Here is a 19095-nt window from a genome sequence, read left to right on the forward strand (position 1 = left end):
ACAAAAATGTTGCAATTGTACTTGTTGTGTAAACCGTTACTGCCTTCAATATCTGTTTATCGAACACATATTGAAGGCGGAGAGATTTAGAGGGGAGCGCTATCTATTGGCGTGTTATCGTTTAACTCAAAGTGACGATCAACCGAGAACATAGTCTTTAAAGTGATCTCGCAGATCTTTTTTACTGAGTTTGCCAGTGGCGGTGTGAGGAAGTTCGTTAATAAACTCAACGGCGTCGGGGATACAGAACTTCGCAACTTTACCATCGAAGTGAGCCAAGAGCTCTGATTCCGTCACAGTCACATCATGAGTGACTGCAATAAGCAGCGGGCGTTCACCCCACTTGTTGTGCGAAACACCGATCACTGCAGCTTCCTTGATATCAGGGTGCCCTACAGCGATATTCTCCAGTTCAATTGAGCTAATCCACTCGCCTCCTGACTTAATAACATCTTTTGAACGATCGGTGATTTGCATGTAACCATCAGGATCAATGCTGGCTACGTCTCCGGTATCAAAGTAGCCGTTGCTATCAACACTTTCTCCTTGCTTGTAATACCCTGATGCAATCCACGGGCCTCGTACTTTGACCGAACCAAATTGGTGACCATCCCACGGCACCTGAGTGCCTTGCCAATCTTCTATTCGCATATCTACGCCAAACACAATGCGACCTTGTTTAAGCTGGTACCCCATCTTTTGTTCATCAGCAAGTGAACGTAGCTTTGGCTTGAGTTTATTGAAGGTACCAAGGGGGCTCATTTCGGTCATACCCCAAGCATGGTGCATCGAGACATTAAATAATTCATCGAACTCCCTTATTAATACTTCAGGACAAGCAGAGCCACCGACGACGATTCGCTTGAGACTTGGTACTTGAAGCTCTGATTGTTTTAAATGCTCCAACAACATCAGCCACACAACAGGCACACCCGCAGTCATGGTTACGCCTTCATTGTTGATAAGCTCAGTCAATGTAGCTCCATCTGCCATTTTGGGGCCGGGCATCACGAGTTTAGTCCCAGTCATCGGGGCACTGTACGCCAGACCCCATCCGTTAACATGAAACATAGGTACGATAGGCATTACGCACTCATCGATGGAAAGCCCAAACGCATCAGGTAGAGCACTGCCTAATGAGTGAAGGACTGTCGACCGGTGTGAGTAAAGCACGCCTTTGGGATGGCCCGTTGTCCCCGAGGTATAGCATAAAGAACTGGCGTCATCTTCTTCTAGCTCGGGCCAAGTAAATGCAGTGCTTCGGTCTGCGATAAAACTTTCGTAGTCCAATAGGTTTTCGATTTGAGATTCAGGTAAGTGAGCGTGATCCGTTAGTGCGATGAAGTGGTTAACGGTAGAGAGTTTGCTTTGCAGTTTTTCAATAAGAGGTGTGAAGATGGGGTCAAAGAACACTATGGTGTCTTCTGCATGATTGATGATGTACTCAATTTGTTGTTCAAAGAGTCTAGGATTGACGGTGTGTAATACTCCCCCAGAACAAGAGATGGCGTAGTACAACTCAAGATGTCGGTAGTCATTCCATGCAAGCGTAGCGACGCGCTGACCTTTTTTTAATCCCAGTGATTTGAGTGCATTCGCCAATTGTCGAGTTCGTGAAAAGGCGTCCGACAAGGTATAGCGGTGCCTGGGGTTGTCGTAGGTCACCGAGACTATCTCGGTATCGCCATTGACGCGGTCGGCGTGACGCATGATTTCAGTAATGGTGAGAGGGACGTTCATCATCTGTCCTTTCATTATGCAACTCCATTTGTGTTGATGAAATGTAAACAGTATGTGATCGCTTTCCTTTTGGGTATGTACCCTGATGGGGTTACGTGTTCGAAGTGACTTAAGGGGTCTATGTTCTAACTCGGTTCAATCTGTGATGGTCTTCATCAAAACGCAGGTATTTTACTTTTTATCATCAACAATATTTGCCATCTTGTACTAAATAATGTCCAAAAATAGTTGCAAGTTTGACAAATCGAATAGGTCATTGGGCCATCGTTTGAGATGTTGAATTGGTGGATTTGAGCTCGTGCCCCTGACGTGGTATTTCATCAGGGTGCAATACGTGATAGGGAGTGTCTATGTCAGTTTTTATGGATGGGTGGATGGAGTTTAGTCATCGCTATCCTCCTCTTATTGAAGCAATAGGTGAGCAGTGCTTTTTGGAAAAACTGTCGCAGCTCATCACCAATATTGTTGACTACGAAAGTCTAGTGGTTATGGGCTTTAGCGAAGATAAAGCCCCAGTGGTCATCTATAACGATACCAACTTCTTTGCCGAACAGAGCAAAGACAAAGAATTTATGGGGGCGCTAGTTTTGGATCCGTTTTACCAACTGATCCGTAGAGGTGTGAGAGAAGGGGTGTACAAACTGGATGAAATAGCCCCGGATGAGTTTTATAGCAGTGATTATTACCATCAGATATACAAAAAGACCGGCTTACAGCAAGAAATAGGCTTGATCGTTACTTGTACCGAAGGATTCACTTTGGTGCTCTCTGCTGGGCTGAGAAATAAACAGAGCGTGGAGTGTGATGAGAAGCAGCGTCTGAATTTGTACTTTGACATGCTTAAATCAGCCATTCGTAAACATTTTGAGTTGGGTAGCCCAGAAGAGAGAACGATTGGACATCAGCTCAATGACATTTTTAGTAACTTTGGGAAAGACTTCTTAAGTGAAAGGGAATGCCAAGTGACGCAATTGGTTCTGCAAGGCTATTCAACCAAAGCGATTGCACCATTGTTAGAAGTCAGCACCGAAACGGTCAAAGTTTACCGGAAGCGGATTCATAACAAACTCAAGATATCTTCCCAATCTGAGTTGTTTTCACTTTTTCTTGAGGCAGCATCGACGGTTCCTGCTGATAGTAACATTGACCCGTTGACGGTCTATTTCGGAGGCAAACATGTCCACTGATGATGAGGGTATTGTCACCTCATTGGGGAATTCAACTTTTACCTAAAGCGCGGAACAATGATGATGTTGGAACGGGCAAGCAGCAGCTATCAAGCAGCAACAATCAAGTTTGCGAGTGACACATCTCCTTATCTGAATTCACGCTTGAGCCGCGTGAAAACACCAGTTTCCCCGACCTCCTGGTAGTCAGAGGTCGGGTCTTTTTGTGATCTCTATCCTAGGGTTTTCGCGCACCAATCACTTGTATGTGATTGCGTTCACATTTAGGTTTTTTTTGACATTTGATAATTCTAAAGCAAGGGTAAAATGAAAACGAATTGTTAAACTTGTTGCTGGATAATTGGCATAATGTGCTGAAGAATGGTTAACAAATAGAATTATCAATATTAATTTCTGGCAATATTTCTCAGAGTAGAGAGAAGTTGTCAATTCACCTTCACATTGCAGTACATTCATCTGATTTTTACCTGTTGTAGGAGAATTATGCCATTTTTGCTACAAAAATATGGCAAATTAGTTCGAAGGTTGGTAATGTGAACCGCAATCTTTGTATGGATTTAGAATTAAATGCTCAAAAAGTGAGCTAAATAAATCTAAAATGCTGTCCGTTCTAGCAATCCTACGAAGAAGTCATGGATGCAAAATTAAAACTTGGAGTTAAATGCATGTATAAGAATAAAATCACGCAAGCCCTTCTTCTAGGTGCTGGCATGGCAGTGGCTGCCACTTCTTTTTCTACTCTTGCCGCAGATGTACCAGCTGGCACTAAACTAGCAGAGAAACAAGAGCTTGTTCGTGGTAACGGTACCGAGGTAGCAACACTCGATCCACACAAATCTCAAGGTGTTCCAGAGTCACACGTAATTCGTGACCTTCTTGAAGGCCTAGTGAACCAAGATGCAAATGGTAAGACTATCCCTGGTGTTGCCGAAACTTGGGAAACGGCAGACAACCAAACTTTCACTTTCCACCTACGCAAAGACGCAAAATGGTCTAACGGCGATCCTGTAACGGCGAACGATTTCGTATACAGCTTCCAACGCGCGGTTGACCCAGCAACAGCATCTCCATACGCTTGGTATATGGAATACACCAAGATGGCGAATGCTAAAGACATCGTTGCTGGCAAGAAAGACAAAAGCGAGCTAGGTGTTAAAGCAGTAGACGACTACACGCTAGAGGTGACACTAGATACAGCAGTACCTTACTTCGTAATGATGATGGGTCACACAACGGTTAAGCCAGTTCACCAAGCGACGGTAGAAAAATTCGGTGACCAGTGGACTAAGCCAGAGAACTTCGTTGGTAACGGTGCGTTTGTTCCTAACAAATGGGTAGTTAACGAGCGTCTAGAGCTTGTACGTAACGACAACTACTGGGATAACGACCATACTGTTCTTAATAAAGTAACGTTCTTGCCTATCGAGAACCAAGTTGCTGAAATGAACCGTTTCCTTTCTGGCGAACTAGATTTCACAAACGAAGTACCTAACGAGCACTTCCGTCGTCTACAAAAAGAGTACCCACAAGATGTAAACATCAAGGGTAACCTATGTACTTACTACTATCAGTTCAATGCACAAAAAGCACCGTTTAACGACGTTCGCGTACGTAAAGCAATGTCTTATGCAATGGACCGCGATATCGTTACTAAAGCTATCCTTGGCCAAGGTCAAAAACCAGCTTATTTCCTAACGCCAGAGATCACTGCGGGCTTCGACCCTGTAACTCCTGAGTATGGTCAGCTTTCTCAGAAAGAGCGTATCGCTGAAGCGAAGCGTCTTCTTGAAGAAGCAGGTTACACGAAGAGCAACCCTCTAGAGTTCAACCTACTTTACAACACATCTGAAAACCACAAGAAGATTGCTGTTGCAATCGCATCTATGTGGAAGAAAGAGCTAGGCATCAACGCGAAGCTTGAAAACCAAGAGTGGAAGTCTTACCTAGACAGCAAAGACACAGGTAACTTTGACGTTGCACGTGCTGGTTGGTGTGGTGACTACAACGAAGCGTCTTCATTCCTAACACTAATGGTTAGTCAAAACACAACGGCGGGTCAGCACTATAAGAGTGCAGAATACGATAAGATCATCGATAAAGCTCTACACTCTACTTCTGAAGAAGAGCGTACTCAGCTATACATCGATGCAGAGAAATTGCTAGCGAAAGATATGCCAATTGCTCCTATCTATCAGTATGTTACAACACGTCTAGTATCACCTCAGCTTGGTGGTTACCCAGAAGGTAACGCTGAAGATAAGATCTACTCAAAAGATCTATATATCAAAGCAAAATAATTCCCTATAAAAAATATAACTAACTAAGACCTGTGTGTGCGTAAGCACACGCAGTGTCTATTTTATTTTAAATTGTCACAGACTGGATGGATGAGTTTATGATTAAATTCATACTTAAACGGATATTTGAAGCGATACCAACACTGTTGGTATTAATTACTGTCTCCTTTTTCTTGATGCGATTCGCACCAGGTAACCCTTTTTCAAGTGAGCGCCCACTTCCACCGGAAGTTATGGCTAACATTGAAGCAAAATATGGCCTTGATAAGCCAGTATTTGAACAGTACACCACGTACTTGACCAACATCTTACAAGGTGATTTTGGTCCATCTTTTAAATATCAAGATTACACCGTAAACGAGCTTATTTCGGTTGCTCTACCTGTATCGGCCAAAGTAGGTCTGATTGCCTTCATCTTTACCGTTATCATGGGGGTAACCGTGGGGACTATTGCCGCTTTACGGCAAAACACTTGGCTCGATTACACGATTATGTCCACGGCCATGCTTGGGGTCGTTATGCCTTCTTTCGTATTGGCACCAGCACTGATTTACCTGTTCTCACTGCATTGGAATCTATTCCCCGCTGGTGGTTGGCATGATGGTGGCTTCCAATACATCGTGTTACCCGTGATTGCCATGTCACTGCTTTATGTTGCAACGTTTGCACGTATTACCCGTGGTAGCATGATTGAGACATTGAACAGTAACTTTATCCGCACAGCTCGCGCAAAAGGCTTGAGCTATCGTTATATCGTTCTTAAGCACGCTCTTAAGCCTGCACTGCTGCCAGTAGTATCGTATATGGGCCCAGCATTCGTAGGTATCATTACCGGTTCGGTAGTTGTAGAGACTATTTTCGGATTACCTGGTATCGGTAAGCTGTTCGTAAACGCAGCCTTTAACCGAGACTATTCGTTAGTAATGGGGGTCACCATCTTAATTGGTTTCCTATTTATTCTATTTAACGCCATCGTAGACATCTTGCTTGCGATGATCGACCCGAAAATTCGTTACTAAGGGAGTGTGGTAATGATGCTAACGAAGAAAGAAAACTTGGAAGCGGTAGAGAAGTTTTCCGAGAATTTAGAAATTGAAGGTCGTAGCTTGTGGCAAGACGCGCGTATCCGTTTTATGCGTAATAAAGCTGCGATGGTGAGTTTATTTATTTTAACCCTAATGACATTAGCAGTGATTTTCCTGCCAATGTTTGCGCAATATGCGTTTGATGATACGGACTGGTATGCCATGCATGCTGCGCCAAGTGCTGAGCACTGGTTTGGTACTGATAGTCTTGGACGTGACCTTTATGTACGTACATTAATGGGTGGCCGTATCTCTCTAATGGTAGGGGTTCTAGGTGCATTTGTTGCGGTACTGATTGGTACACTTTACGGCGCAACATCAGGCTTTATTGGTGGTCGTGTTGACCGCATTATGATGCGTGTACTTGAGATCTTGTACGCTGTACCGTTTATGTTCTTGGTTATCGTACTAGTGACATTCTTCGGTCGTAACATTGTGCTTATCTTTGTGGCTATCGGTGCGATTGCATGGCTGGACATGGCGCGTATTGTACGTGGTCAAACCCTCAGCTTACGCAGCAAAGAGTTTATCGAGGCGGCACACGTTTCGGGCGTGAGTAATTGGAAAATTATCACACGTCACATTGTTCCTAACGTACTTGGTATCGTAGCGGTGTATTCAACACTACTTATCCCAAGTATGATTTTGACAGAATCTTTCCTTTCATTCCTTGGCCTTGGTGTACAAGAGCCGATGACCAGTTGGGGCGCATTGCTTCAAGAGGGTTCTCAAACAATGGAAGTGGCTATTTGGCAGTTAGTTTTCCCTGCTATTTTCATGGTCGTAACCTTGTTCTGCTTTAACTATGTTGGCGATGGTCTTCGTGACGCGCTGGATCCAAAAGACAGATAAGAACTAGAAGAAAGGATTGAATATGAGCTTATTAGATGTCAAAGATCTGCGTGTTGAGTTCACCACGCAGGACGGTATTGTTACCGCTGTAAACGACTTGAATTTCTCCCTCAACCAAGGCGAAACGCTGGGTATTGTAGGTGAGTCCGGTTCAGGTAAATCGCAAACTGTATTCGCTATCATGGGTTTGTTAGCGAAAAACGGTATCATTTCGGGTAGTGCACAATTTGAAGGGCGTGAGATCCTCAACTTGCCAGAAAAAGAGCTGAACAAAGTTCGCGCTGAGCAAATTGCGATGATTTTCCAAGACCCAATGACGTCGCTTAACCCATACATGAAAGTTAGCGACCAATTGATGGAAGTACTTATGCTGCATAAAGGCATGGGTAAAGCGGAAGCATTCGAAGAGTCTGTTCGTATGCTTGAAGCGGTAAAAATTCCAGAAGCGCGCAAGCGTATTACTATGTATCCACACGAATTCTCTGGCGGTATGCGTCAACGTGTGATGATTGCGATGGCACTATTGTGTCGTCCAAAACTGCTGATTGCTGACGAGCCGACAACGGCATTGGATGTTACGGTTCAGGCTCAGATCATGGATCTTCTGAACGAGCTTAAATCAGAGTTCAACACAGCTATTATCATGATTACGCATGACTTGGGTGTTGTTGCAGGTTCATGTGACAAAGTATTAGTGATGTATGCAGGTCGTACGATGGAGTACGGCACGGTAGATGAAATCTTCTATAACCCTAGCCACCCTTATGCGGAAGGTCTGTTGAAGGCAATCCCTCGTCTGGACACGGAAGGGGAGATCCTACCAACGATTCCAGGTAATCCACCAAACTTATTACGTTTGCCACCGGGCTGTCCTTACCAAGAGCGCTGCCACCGTGCAACTCCACAGTGTAGCGTGTCTGCGCCAACACTAGAGAACTTCGGACAAGGTCGTCAACGTGCGTGTTTTTCTGATTGGGAGGCTTGGGCAAAATGAATGCAATGACAAACAACAAATCACTATTACTTGATGTAAAAGAGCTAAAAGTTCACTTCAGCATTGCATCGAAATCAGCTTGGCCTTGGTCAAAACCTGCACAGCTTAAGGCCGTAGATGGCGTAAACGTTCGTTTATACGAAGGTGAAACACTGGGTGTAGTAGGCGAGTCAGGTTGTGGTAAGTCTACGTTTGCACGCGCCATTATCGGTCTTGTAGAAGCGACAGATGGTGAAGTGATGTGGCTTGGTCAAGATTTGACTAAGATGCAAGCGGTTCAGCGTCGTGATACACGCAAAGAAATCCAAATGATTTTCCAAGATCCTTTGGCATCACTTAACCCTCGTATGACGGTAGGTGACATCATTGCCGAGCCATTAGAGACCTTCTATCCAGAGCTCTCAAAACAGGAAGTGAAAGATCGCGTCAAAGAAATGATGGCGAAAGTAGGTCTGCTACCAAACGTGATTAACCGTTATCCTCATGAGTTCTCTGGTGGTCAGTGTCAGCGTATCGGTATTGCGCGTGCACTCATCTTACGTCCTAAGATGATTATCTGTGATGAGCCTGTATCGGCATTGGATGTATCTATCCAGGCTCAGGTGGTTAACCTACTGAAAGAGCTACAAAAAGAACTGGGTTTGAGTCTAGTGTTTATTGCGCATGACCTGTCAGTCGTGAAGCACATTTCTGATCGTGTATTGGTAATGTATCTTGGCAATGCTGTTGAACTAGGTGAGGCAGAAGCACTATTTGCCAATCCGTCGCATCCTTATACTAAAGCGCTAATGTCAGCAGTTCCGATTCCAGATCCAAAAATTGAACGCACTAAAACGATTCAGATGTTGGAAGGGGATCTGCCATCTCCGATCAGTCCTCCATCAGGTTGTGTGTTCAGAACACGCTGCCCACAAGCAACGGAGCAGTGTGCTCAACAGAAACCAACAATTCAGGGAACGGACGTACACGCAGTGTCGTGCCTAAACGTCAGTGTTTAGGGAATCCTACTAACCAGCAAGGAATGGCTTTAGTTGTTTGTGTTTGAATAATTAGAGTCGCTATTTTCAGCCTGTGACGGGCCTAAGCGCGGCAACTTTTTTGGTCGCGCTTTTTTTGATCTTACCCAAAGATCATTCAAGTTATTCGAACGACTTCTTTCAAACCATCCCCTCAAGTTCTTCATGTTCGTTTCATATAATGTCATCACTAAATGAAGAGAAGGAATGAAAGCATGGGGAAATTGGTTGAAGGTGTTTGGCATGATGTATGGTATGACACTAAAACGTCTGGCGGTAAGTTTGTGCGTGAAGATGCTGGCTTTCGTCATTGGATAGACAATAGCCCACAAGCAGAATTCCAGCCTGAATCTGGTCGCTATCATTTATACGTATCGCTAGCTTGTCCTTGGGCTCATAGAACACTGATCTTTCGCGCTCTTAAAGGTTTGGAAGCGCACATTGATGTTACGGTCGTCTGTCCTGACATGCTTTCTGAAGGGTGGTCTTTTGGGCTTCCTGAGCCACTATTTGGATTCACCAAACTTCACCAAATTTATACACAAGCTAAACCAGACTATACCGGTCGAGTTACTGTACCTGTTTTATGGGATAAAAAGACCAACACTATCGTGAGTAATGAGTCATCGGAAATCATCCGAATGTTCAACTCGGAGTTCAACCAACTGACAGGTAATAGTGACGATTTTTATCCGGAGCAATTGCAGTCCGCGATTGACGAGTGGAATGAGTTTATCTATCCAAACATTAACAATGGGGTATACCGCTGCGGTTTTGCAACTACTCAGGAGGCGTATGAAGAAGCCTATAATAACTTGTTCGCAGCTTTGGATAAGGTAGAAGCGCAGTTGGCGACCCATCGATACTTAACGGGTGACCAGATAACGGAAGCAGATTGGCGATTGTTTACCACATTAGTGCGTTTCGATGCGGTGTATGTGGGGCACTTTAAGTGCAACAAAAAACGTATCGCTGATTACGAAAATATCCAAGGTTTCCTTAAAGAGCTATACCAAGTTAAAGGTGTTAAAGAGACCACGGATCTCTACCATATTAAACGCCACTACTACTTCAGTCATACGGGTATCAATCCAACTCAAATTGTTCCTGCTGGCCCTGATTTGGATTTGGATTCGCCTCATGGAAGAGAGCGTTAAGCTGCATACAATAAAAAAGCCTCCGATGACGGAGGCTTTTTTCATTCAGTTAGAGAGCAGATTACTTTTGCTCTTGACCTGATTGAATCGCAGTTAGTGCTACTGTGTACACGATATCGTCTACTAGTGCGCCACGAGAAAGGTCGTTAACTGGCTTGCGCATACCTTGCAGCATTGGACCGATAGAAACTAGGTCTGCTGAACGCTGTACCGCTTTATATGTTGTGTTACCAGTGTTTAGATCTGGGAATACAAATACAGTCGCTTTACCAGCAACTGGAGAGTTAGGTGCTTTAGAAGCCGCTACGTTCTCCATGATCGCTGCATCGTACTGTAGAGGACCGTCGATGATAAGATCAGGACGTTTCTCTTTTGCTAGTTTGGTTGCTTCACGTACTTTATCTACATCAGCACCTTTACCAGACTCACCAGTAGAGTATGAGATCATTGCAACGCGTGGGTCGATACCGAATGCCGCAGCAGAGTCTGCAGATTGGATAGCGATTTCAGCAAGTTGCTCAGCTGTTGGGTCAGGGTTGATTGCACAGTCACCGTACACCAATACTTGATCAGGCAGCAGCATGAAGAAGATTGAAGATACGATAGATGTACCCGGAGCCGTTTTGATGATTTGGAACGGAGGAACGATAGTATTTGCTGTTGTGTGAACAGCACCAGATACTAGACCGTCTACTTCGTTTGCTTCAAGCATCATTGTGCCAAGGTAAACAGAGTCTTGTAGCTTCTCACGAGCCACGACTTCAGTCATACCTTTCGCGCCACGCAGTTCTACGAGACGAGCAACGTAGTTTTCACGTACCGCATCAGAATCGATGATAGTAACACCTGCACCTAGCTCAACACCTTGCTGTGCAGCTACGCGCTTGATTTCGTCAGGGTTACCAAGAAGCACACATTCCGCGATGCCACGCTCAGCACAGATAGCCGCAGCTTTAACTGTACGAGGCTCATCACCTTCAGGAAGAACGATACGTTTGCCAGCTTTACGAGCAAGTTCTGTTAACTGATAACGGAATGCTGGTGGGCTTAGCTTACGAGTACCGATAGTACCTTCAAGTAAAGAGTCAATCCATGGACCGTCGATGTGACCAGCAACGTGCTCGTTAACGAACTCTATACGCTCTTTATCGTCCGCAGGTACTTCTAGGCTGAAGCTCTGTAGATTCAGAGATGTTTGCCATGTGTTACCTTGAGCCTTAAAGATTGGCAGGCCAGTGTCTAGTGCTGGCTTGATTAGGTCAGCAATTTCAACCGGAACATCGTAGCCACCCGTTAACAGGATAGCGCCGATTTCTACACCGTTCATTGCAGCAAGTGCCGCAGCGACGATAACGTCTGGACGGTCTGCTGAAGTAACAAGTAGAGAACCTGGTTTGAAGTGCTCGATCATGTTTGGTAGAGAACGCGCACAGAACGTGATGCTCTTAATACGACGCTTCTCGATATCGCCCGCGTTAATTACTTCAGCATTTAGATGCTGAGCCATGTCAATTGCACGCGTTGCAATTAAATCGATCTTCCAAGGCACGCAGCCAAGAACGCGGATTGGACTAGTGTTGAAGATTTGCATTACTTCAAGGTTAGCTTGCTGCGCGGTGTCTGCGTCGTCAAAGATTTCAGAAAGATCTGGACGAGTACGGCCTGCTTCATCAACAGGAGCATTTAGCTTGTTGATGATAACGCCAGAGATGTTCTTGTTTTTAGTACCACCGTAGTTAGTACATGCAACTTCGATACGCTCTTTAAGCTGACTTGGGTTGTCAGTACCTGGCGTTGCTACGAATACGATCTCTGCACCAAGTGTTTTTGCGATTTCTGCGTTAACTGCGTTCGCAAATGGGTGTTTACGAGTCGGTACTAGACCTTCGATAAGCGTTACTTCAGCGTCTTTGCTTACTTGGTTGTAACGTTCAACAATTGTCTCAAGTAGTACGTCAACTTTTTCGCTACCGTATAGGTTCTCAACGTCAGACATTGGAAGTGGTTGGCCCACTTTCATATCGCTGGTGTTACCAACGATAGTAGAAGTTAAGTCTGGTTGATCGCCACCGTGGCGAGGCTGAGCGATAGGCTTGTAGAACGCAACGTTCACACCTTTGCGCTCCATAGCACGCAATACACCCATGCTAACACTGGTAAGACCTACGCCAGCGCTAGTTGGTACAAGCATAATAGTACGGGACATTCTTTGAGTACCTCAAACTATATGTAGGGAAGAAACTCAGCGTGGTGAACGTCCTTTTAGGAGAAAAACAGACGGTCGGCTGAGCCCAATAAGAAAACTGGCTAACCTAAGTTAGCCAGTTTGAAAATTAAAGACCTGCTAGACGCGCAGTGTCTTCAGCAATTACTAGCTCTTCGTTAGTAGAGATAACCATTGCAGGGATACGGCTGCTTGCAGCAGTGATAGTGCCTTCGCCGCCGAAACGAGCTTTAAGGTTAGCTTCACCGTCAACTTCGATGCCGAATACGCCTAGACGGTTTAGAACCATCTCACGGATTGGAGCAGAGTTTTCACCGATACCACCAGTGAACACGATAGCGTCTAGACGACCGTCAAGAGATGCAGTGTAACCCGCTACGTATTTCGCTAGACGGTGGCAGAACACGTCCATTGCACGTGTTGCTTCTTCTTTCTCACCGTAGTTGTCTTCAACGAAACGGCAGTCAGAAGTCACTTCAGTTAGACCTAGAAGGCCAGACTCTTTAGTTAGCATGTTGTTGATTTGCTCAACAGAGTAACCTAGTGCGTCGTGCAGGTGGAAGATGATCGCTGGATCGATGTCACCACAACGAGTACCCATTACTAGACCTTCAAGAGGAGTTAGACCCATTGAAGTATCTACAGATTCACCGTTCTTGATAGCGCAAACAGAAGCACCGTTGCCTAGGTGGCAGTTGATGATGTTCAGTTCGTTAGCTGGCTTACCAAGTAGTTCAGCTGCTTCACGTGCGATGAATAGGTGAGACGTACCGTGCATGCCGTAGCGACGGATGCCGTGCTCTTTGTACAGGTTGTACGGTAGGGCGTATAGGTAAGACTCTTGAGGCATAGTTTGGTGGAACGCAGTGTCAAATACTGCTACGTTCTTAAGCTCTGGGAAGTTGTGCTTCGCCGCTTCGATACCGATGATGTGAGCTGGGTTGTGAAGAGGTGCAAATGTTGCAGAGTCTTCGATACCTTTAAGTACATCGTCTGTAATTAGCGCAGAAGATGTGAATTGCTCACCACCGTGAACGATACGGTGACCGATAGCGCCTAGGTTAGCTTTTAGCTCAGGTTTAGAAGCAAGGATAGTTTCTACCATGAACGCTAACGCTTCTTCGTGAGCAGCGCCGTCGCCTAGTTGAGCTTCGTGTTTACCATCAAGTTTCCACTTGATACGAGCTTCTGGAAGGTGTAGACATTCAGCAAGGCCTGTTAGGTGCTCATCACCGTTTTCTGCATCAACGATGGCGAACTTAAGAGAAGAACTACCGCAGTTTAAAACTAAAACCAGCTTAGACATTAGAGGTTACCTGTATTTTATTGATCATGGATCATTGGGGTATAAAACGTATCTCAAGGCTGAGAAGGTACAAAAGATTTACCATTCAGTCTTGGTCAAAAATTCATCAATTGCCGTATAATAATATGCGATTTCTTCATTAAAATCACATTTGCGTCCTTGCGACGTTCATCTCTTGGTTGCCTTATTTGTAAATAAAGACAACAATGAGATTGAGGAAACGCAAAGAATAACGATAATGACAGAAGATAACAAAATAAATTTGAAAGAATATTAACTTCAGTCAATATTTTGCTGATTTAGTTGAAGAGTTCAACTTTTTTTTAGTGAGGTTGCCTATGAGCGAGCGAGTAAGTCTGACTCAGAGTATAAAAAATGGCCAAAAGTACATGGAACTATGGCCAATGAGAAAGGAACTCACACCATTGTTCCCAGAGCAGCGCATAATCAAAGCAACAAAATTTGGTATCAAAGTCATGCCTGCGGTTGCAGCTATTAGCGTGTTAACGCAAATGGCATTTAGCAATGCTCAAGCCATGCCACAATCTATTGTTATCGCGTTGTTTGCTATCAGCTTACCAGTTCAAGGTATGTGGTGGCTTGGAAACCGCTACAACACACAACTACCTCCAGCACTTGCGTCTTGGTATCGAGAGCTGCATCAAAAAATCATTGAGACCGGCTGTGCGATGGAGCCAGTTAAGGCCAAGCCCAAATATAAAGAACTCGCTGTCACTCTAAATAGAGCGTTTAGACAGCTCGATCGCAGCGATTTTGACCGTTGGTTCTAATCTAATTGGTTTCAAAACAAAACCCCGCATTAATGCGGGGTTTTGTTTTATAGAGGCTTGTTTTGTTACCGCTATTCATAGGCTCGACGGATCTTGTAGACGGTGCCACTGTCTGTCGTAAACCATACGTTACCCGCGGCATCAGAAGTGATATCGCGGATACGTTCGCCCAGCTCTTCATAATAACGGCGTTCTTCGAGTACTTGGCCAGCTTCATTGACATCGAGGACGTTCATATGAGTGAGCTTTAATGCGCCGATCAGAAGTATGCCGTTTAATCGAGGGAACTTATCGCCTTGATAAAGATGCAGTGAACCAGGTGCGATAGAGGGGATGTACACTTTCTTCGGCGACTCTATTCCATCTTTTTCTTGAGCTTCACCCGCATTAATCGGCCCCCAATATTCCTTTCCATGAGAAGTAATTGGCCAGCCATAGTTTGCCCCAGCTTTGACTAGGTTGAGCTCATCTCCGCCTCGTGGTCCGTGCTCAATGGCCCAAAGCTGTTTTCTTTTACTGTCGTAGATTATGCCTTGTGGGTTTCGGTGACCATACGAGTATATCTCAGGCGCAAAGCGCATGTTATCAATGAATGGATTGTCTTTAGGCACGCTGCCATCTTGATTAAGCCGAATTATAGTGCCCGCGTGATTGTCGGTTTGCTGCGCATTATCCCGTTCCCCTGCGTCTCCGATGGTCATGTAGATATAGCCTTCATTATCAAAAGCAAGACGACTGCCAAAATGTCGCCCCGAGGTGACGACAACGTTGCTGGAGAACAAGTCCTTCCATGACTCTATGGTTGACCCGTTTAAACGCGCTTTGGCAAGTGTCGGGGTGCCACCTTTACCAACGGGTTTGGCATATGTGAAATAAAAAACATTTTTGTCTTTAGGACTAGCGATGATGTCCATTAAACCGCCTTGACCCGACGAATACACATTTGGCACACCGGAGACAGCAGATACCTTTCCGGTTTCCCCATCAAGGATAACAAGGCTGCCTTGGCGTAAAGCTATCAAAAAATGTTTATTATCAATTGGCTCTATTGACCACGGTACGCCATCAATGACGGCAACTTTATCAAGTTTGCTGCTTTCCAATTCCCTCGCAAACCCGAACGCAGAGAACACACAAATTAGAGATATAAATAAAGCTTTTTGAATATGTAGGTTCATGAAGGTCTTCCTTGGTATCTATCGGGAGCGAGCATATATTAAGCAGAACGCTATCTGTATGAATATAGACACCTTTCACAAAAAATCACTCACAATCCTTCACTTTTGTCAAAAATGCATTACGCTAAGATTTGGCTAAATATTAGTCGCATGTATCGCAGAGTGTACATCCTGATTAAAATGTACGTCATTAAATCAATCTTTCAGCACGTTTATCTGGTCGGATTGTTAATATTATCTTTCAATTTGGTAAGCTTACTGGTAGAAATAGCAGTAAGTCGAAAATTAAATAAATATTCGACACTTAATGTAAAACAATAATTACACCCAATTTCCTCTCGAGTGAGAGCTTTCTGCCTCACAAGGAAAAATTGCTGAATCAAGGAGTGAAGATGAAAGCAAGCAAGTTACTTGTCACAGCAGCACTAACTGGCGTGGCTCTATTATCGTCTACGAGCATTATGGCAAAGACGGCAAAAGTGGCAGTATCCCAAATCGTTGAACACCCAGCGCTTGATGCGACTCGCCAAGGCTTAGTGGATGGTTTAAAAGCGAAAGGGTATGAGCAAGGAAAGAATCTAGAATTTGACTATAAAACGGCGCAGGGCAATCCAGCTATTGCGGTACAGATTGCACGCCAATATGTAGGTGAGCGCCCTGATGTTCTTGTTGGTATAGCAACTCCAACGGCTCAGGCTCTGGTATCAGCAACGCGCGATATACCGGTTGTTTTCACTGCCGTTACTGATCCAGTGGGAGCGAAGTTAGTGAAGCAGCTTGAGCAACCAGGTAAAAATGTAACGGGTCTGTCTGACCTTTCTCCTGTTGATCAACACATTGAATTAATTCAAGAAATTATGCCAGATGTGAAAAGTATTGGTGTGGTTTATAACCCGGGTGAAGCTAACGCGGTTAGCCTTATGAAGCTGCTTAAAGAGAGCACTGATAAGCGCGGTATTGAATTGGTAGAAGCGACGGCACTTAAAAGTGCTGATGTACAAACTGCGACTCAAGCAATTGCTGCTAAATCAGACATCATCTACGCACTTATCGATAACACGGTTGCTAGTGCGATTGAAGGCATGATTGTTTCTGCAAACCAAGCGAAGAAACCGGTATTTGGTGCAGCAACGTCTTATGTTGAGCGTGGTGCGGTAGCAAGTCTTGGGTTCGACTACTACCAAATTGGTGTTCAAACCGCAGACTACGTAGCCGATATCCTAGATGGTAAAGATCCAGGCAAAATGGATGTCAAAGTTGCGAAAGGCTCTGACTTGGTTATCAACGCAACAGCAGCTAAAAAATTGGGTTTAGCGATTCCTAAATCAGTGATGGATCGTGCAACAAGCGTAAAGTAACGCACGAGTGATAGTGGCTGGGCTTTATGATTTAAGGCCCAGCTTTTTTATTAAGCAGAAGAGGAGTTGTTATGTCTGCTTTCGCTTTTTTCGGCGCTCTAGAAATCGGTCTTATCTATGGACTGGTCGCGTTGGGTGTCTATCTCACATTCCGAGTTCTTGATTTTCCAGATCTTAGTGTTGATGGCAGTTTCCCTATGGGAGCGGCCGTTGCAGCGACCGCTATTGTGGCTGGAATCGACCCTTGGATAGCAACGGGGATGGCTATCGTTGCTGGTGCAGCAACGGGTTGGGTGACAGCATTCTTAGCCGTTAGGTGTGGCATTCTTCATCTTCTAGCATCTATCTTGACTATGATCGCGGCGTTTTCGATCAATATTCGAATCATGGGACGCCCAAATATTGCACTACTTGGTGAAGATACTATTTTAACTCCATTTGAAATGATGGGTGATGCCATGTACATCAGGCCTTTAGTGGTGGGTGTACTCGTTCTGGTGTCGGCATGGTTTGTTGTCCGCCTTCTTAATAGTGACTTCGGTTTGGGGCTACGAGCGACTGGTGTCAATGCGCGCATGGTTAAGGCTCAAGGTGCAAGCACATCGTTTTATACCTATTTTTGTCTTGCTTTATCCAACGGTTTCGTAGGTTTCGCTGGTGCACTGTTCGCTCAGACCAATAGCTTTGCGGATGTGACTTCTGGTGTGGGTACGATCGTGGTTGGCCTTGCTGCTGTTATTCTGGGTCAGACCTTGATTCCGGGTAAAAAGATTTGGATAGCGGTGACCGCGGTGATTGTCGGTTCCGTCTTGTATCGTCTAGCTGTGGCGTTCGCATTAAGTTCTGGCATGTTTGGATTGCAAGCATCGGACCTTAACTTGGTGACGGCGGTCTTGGTAGCCATCGCACTGATTGCTCCGAAACTAAAAGGAAACCTCAAAGCAAAAAAGGGCGTTAAGCCTGTAAAGAGTCAAGCAGTATCTAATTCAGGCAAAGCGGGGAAAGTAGCATGATTCGTTTAGAAGATATTCAAGTTACCTTCAACCCAGGTACTATCCTAGAAAACCAAGCATTGAAAGGCGTTAATCTAGAGGTTCCGGAACATCAGTTTCTAACGGTGATTGGTTCAAATGGAGCGGGTAAATCTACGTTACTTGGCGCTGTTACTGGTGAAACACCTATGATTGGCGGTCGAGTGCTCATTGACGAAATGGACGTGACCAGACAAACGGTAGATCAGCGAGCAAACCAATGTGCTCGTGTATTCCAGGACCCCTTAGCAGGAACGTGTGGTGACCTTTCTATTGAAGAAAACATGGCCCTGGCATATATGCGTGGTAAAAAACGGGGCTGGAGTTTGTCGCTATCGTCAAAGCGTCGCAAGCTATTCCAAGAGCGCATTAGCATTCTTGGTTTGGGCCTTGAAGACCGATTGAGTGACAACATTGGGTTACTTTCAGGTGGTCAGCGCCAAGCGGTAAGTTTAGTGATGGCAACGCTGTCAGATAGTAAGCTGTTACTGCTTGACGAGCATACCGCGGCACTTGACCCACGTATGGCAGCTTTTGTTATCGACTTAACTAAAAAGGTGATCAAGGAGTTTAACCTTACGGTAATGATGGTAACGCACTCGATGAAAGATGCGCTGGCCTGCGGTGATCGAACCGTAATGCTACACCAAGGAGAAATCGTCTTGGACGTAGAAGGGGAACAGCGCGCAAATATGCAAGTTCCAGATCTATTAGAAATGTTCTCAAAAGTTCGTGGTGAAGAACTGGCGGATGACAGTTTGCTATTGAGTTAACAGTCTATTCTTAAACATCAATAATCGAGCTGTTTCTAAGCCTCCGTGCTACGCCTACAGACTGTGATCCCTCTTCAATTTGAAGGGGGATTTTTTATTGTGGTTA

15 protein-coding genes are annotated in these 19095 nt (G+C 44.9%); 11 read left to right on the forward strand and 4 right to left on the reverse strand.

Going from position 1 to position 19095, the window contains the following annotated elements; all coding sequences use genetic code 11:
• Positions 1-138: 138 nt before the first annotated feature.
• The gene (locus HW45_RS20900; protein ID WP_038229427.1) at positions 139-1755 is read right to left on the reverse strand and encodes a long-chain-fatty-acid--CoA ligase; all 1617 of its coding nucleotides are present in this window, start codon (positions 1753-1755) and stop codon (positions 139-141) included.
• Between the two features lie 335 nt (positions 1756-2090).
• On the opposite strand from HW45_RS20900, the gene HW45_RS20905 reads away from it, so the two are divergent.
• The 7 genes from HW45_RS20905 (at position 2091) to HW45_RS20935 (ending at position 10328) form a co-directional block, all read left to right on the forward strand.
• Entirely contained in the window at positions 2091-2927 is an 837-nt protein-coding gene (locus tag HW45_RS20905) for a response regulator transcription factor (RefSeq protein ID WP_038229428.1), read from the forward strand.
• A gap of 665 nt (positions 2928-3592) precedes the next feature.
• Positions 3593-5224, forward strand: a complete 1632-nt coding sequence (locus HW45_RS20910) for an ABC transporter substrate-binding protein (RefSeq protein ID WP_038229431.1) — start codon at positions 3593-3595, stop codon at positions 5222-5224.
• 98 nt (positions 5225-5322) lie between these two features.
• Complete coding sequence (gene oppB, locus HW45_RS20915; protein ID WP_006070023.1) at positions 5323-6243, forward strand: oligopeptide ABC transporter permease OppB; 921 nt, start codon at positions 5323-5325, stop codon at positions 6241-6243.
• 15 nt (positions 6244-6258) lie between these two features.
• Positions 6259-7161: an oligopeptide ABC transporter permease OppC gene (gene oppC / locus HW45_RS20920; protein ID WP_038229684.1), complete on the forward strand. Its 903-nt coding sequence runs from the start codon at positions 6259-6261 to the stop codon at positions 7159-7161.
• A 22-nt stretch (positions 7162-7183) separates the two neighbouring features.
• Positions 7184-8155, forward strand: coding sequence for an ABC transporter ATP-binding protein (locus HW45_RS20925; protein ID WP_006070025.1), 972 nt, complete (start codon positions 7184-7186; stop codon positions 8153-8155).
• A 5-nt stretch (positions 8156-8160) separates the two neighbouring features.
• Entirely contained in the window at positions 8161-9153 is a 993-nt protein-coding gene (gene oppF, locus HW45_RS20930; protein ID WP_038221908.1) for a murein tripeptide/oligopeptide ABC transporter ATP binding protein OppF, read from the forward strand.
• 233 nt (positions 9154-9386) lie between these two features.
• The gene (locus HW45_RS20935; RefSeq protein ID WP_038229433.1) at positions 9387-10328 is read left to right on the forward strand and encodes a glutathione S-transferase family protein; all 942 of its coding nucleotides are present in this window, start codon (positions 9387-9389) and stop codon (positions 10326-10328) included.
• Between the two features lie 61 nt (positions 10329-10389).
• On the opposite strand, the gene pta is transcribed toward HW45_RS20935, so the two are convergent.
• Positions 10390-12534 carry a phosphate acetyltransferase gene (pta, locus tag HW45_RS20940; RefSeq protein ID WP_038229435.1) on the reverse strand — a complete coding sequence of 715 codons (2145 nt, stop codon included), beginning with the start codon at positions 12532-12534 and terminating at the stop codon, positions 10390-10392.
• A 127-nt stretch (positions 12535-12661) separates the two neighbouring features.
• Complete coding sequence (locus tag HW45_RS20945) at positions 12662-13858, reverse strand: acetate kinase (protein ID WP_006070029.1); 1197 nt, start codon at positions 13856-13858, stop codon at positions 12662-12664.
• Between the two features lie 338 nt (positions 13859-14196).
• Between HW45_RS20945 and yfbV the strand changes: the two genes are divergently transcribed.
• Positions 14197-14649, forward strand: a complete 453-nt coding sequence (yfbV, locus tag HW45_RS20950; protein ID WP_006070030.1) for a terminus macrodomain insulation protein YfbV — start codon at positions 14197-14199, stop codon at positions 14647-14649.
• A gap of 71 nt (positions 14650-14720) precedes the next feature.
• Here the strand turns inward: yfbV and HW45_RS20955 are convergent, their stop codons facing one another.
• Positions 14721-15827: a PQQ-dependent sugar dehydrogenase gene (locus tag HW45_RS20955; protein WP_038229437.1), complete on the reverse strand. Its 1107-nt coding sequence runs from the start codon at positions 15825-15827 to the stop codon at positions 14721-14723.
• A 392-nt stretch (positions 15828-16219) separates the two neighbouring features.
• Between HW45_RS20955 and HW45_RS20960 the strand changes: the two genes are divergently transcribed.
• From HW45_RS20960 to HW45_RS20970, 3 genes are all read left to right on the forward strand, one after another.
• Positions 16220-17185 carry an ABC transporter substrate-binding protein gene (locus HW45_RS20960; RefSeq protein WP_038229439.1) on the forward strand — a complete coding sequence of 322 codons (966 nt, stop codon included), beginning with the start codon at positions 16220-16222 and terminating at the stop codon, positions 17183-17185.
• 71 nt (positions 17186-17256) lie between these two features.
• Entirely contained in the window at positions 17257-18198 is a 942-nt protein-coding gene (locus tag HW45_RS20965; RefSeq protein ID WP_038229441.1) for an ABC transporter permease, read from the forward strand.
• Entirely contained in the window at positions 18195-18989 is a 795-nt protein-coding gene (locus tag HW45_RS20970; protein WP_006070034.1) for an ABC transporter ATP-binding protein, read from the forward strand. The genes HW45_RS20965 and HW45_RS20970 overlap by 4 nt, the downstream gene beginning before the upstream one ends.
• Positions 18990-19095: the final 106 nt, after the last annotated feature.

The sequence above is a fragment of the Vibrio sp. ER1A genome (genome assembly GCF_000733315.1).
GTDB classification, from domain to species: domain Bacteria; phylum Pseudomonadota; class Gammaproteobacteria; order Enterobacterales; family Vibrionaceae; genus Vibrio; species Vibrio mediterranei.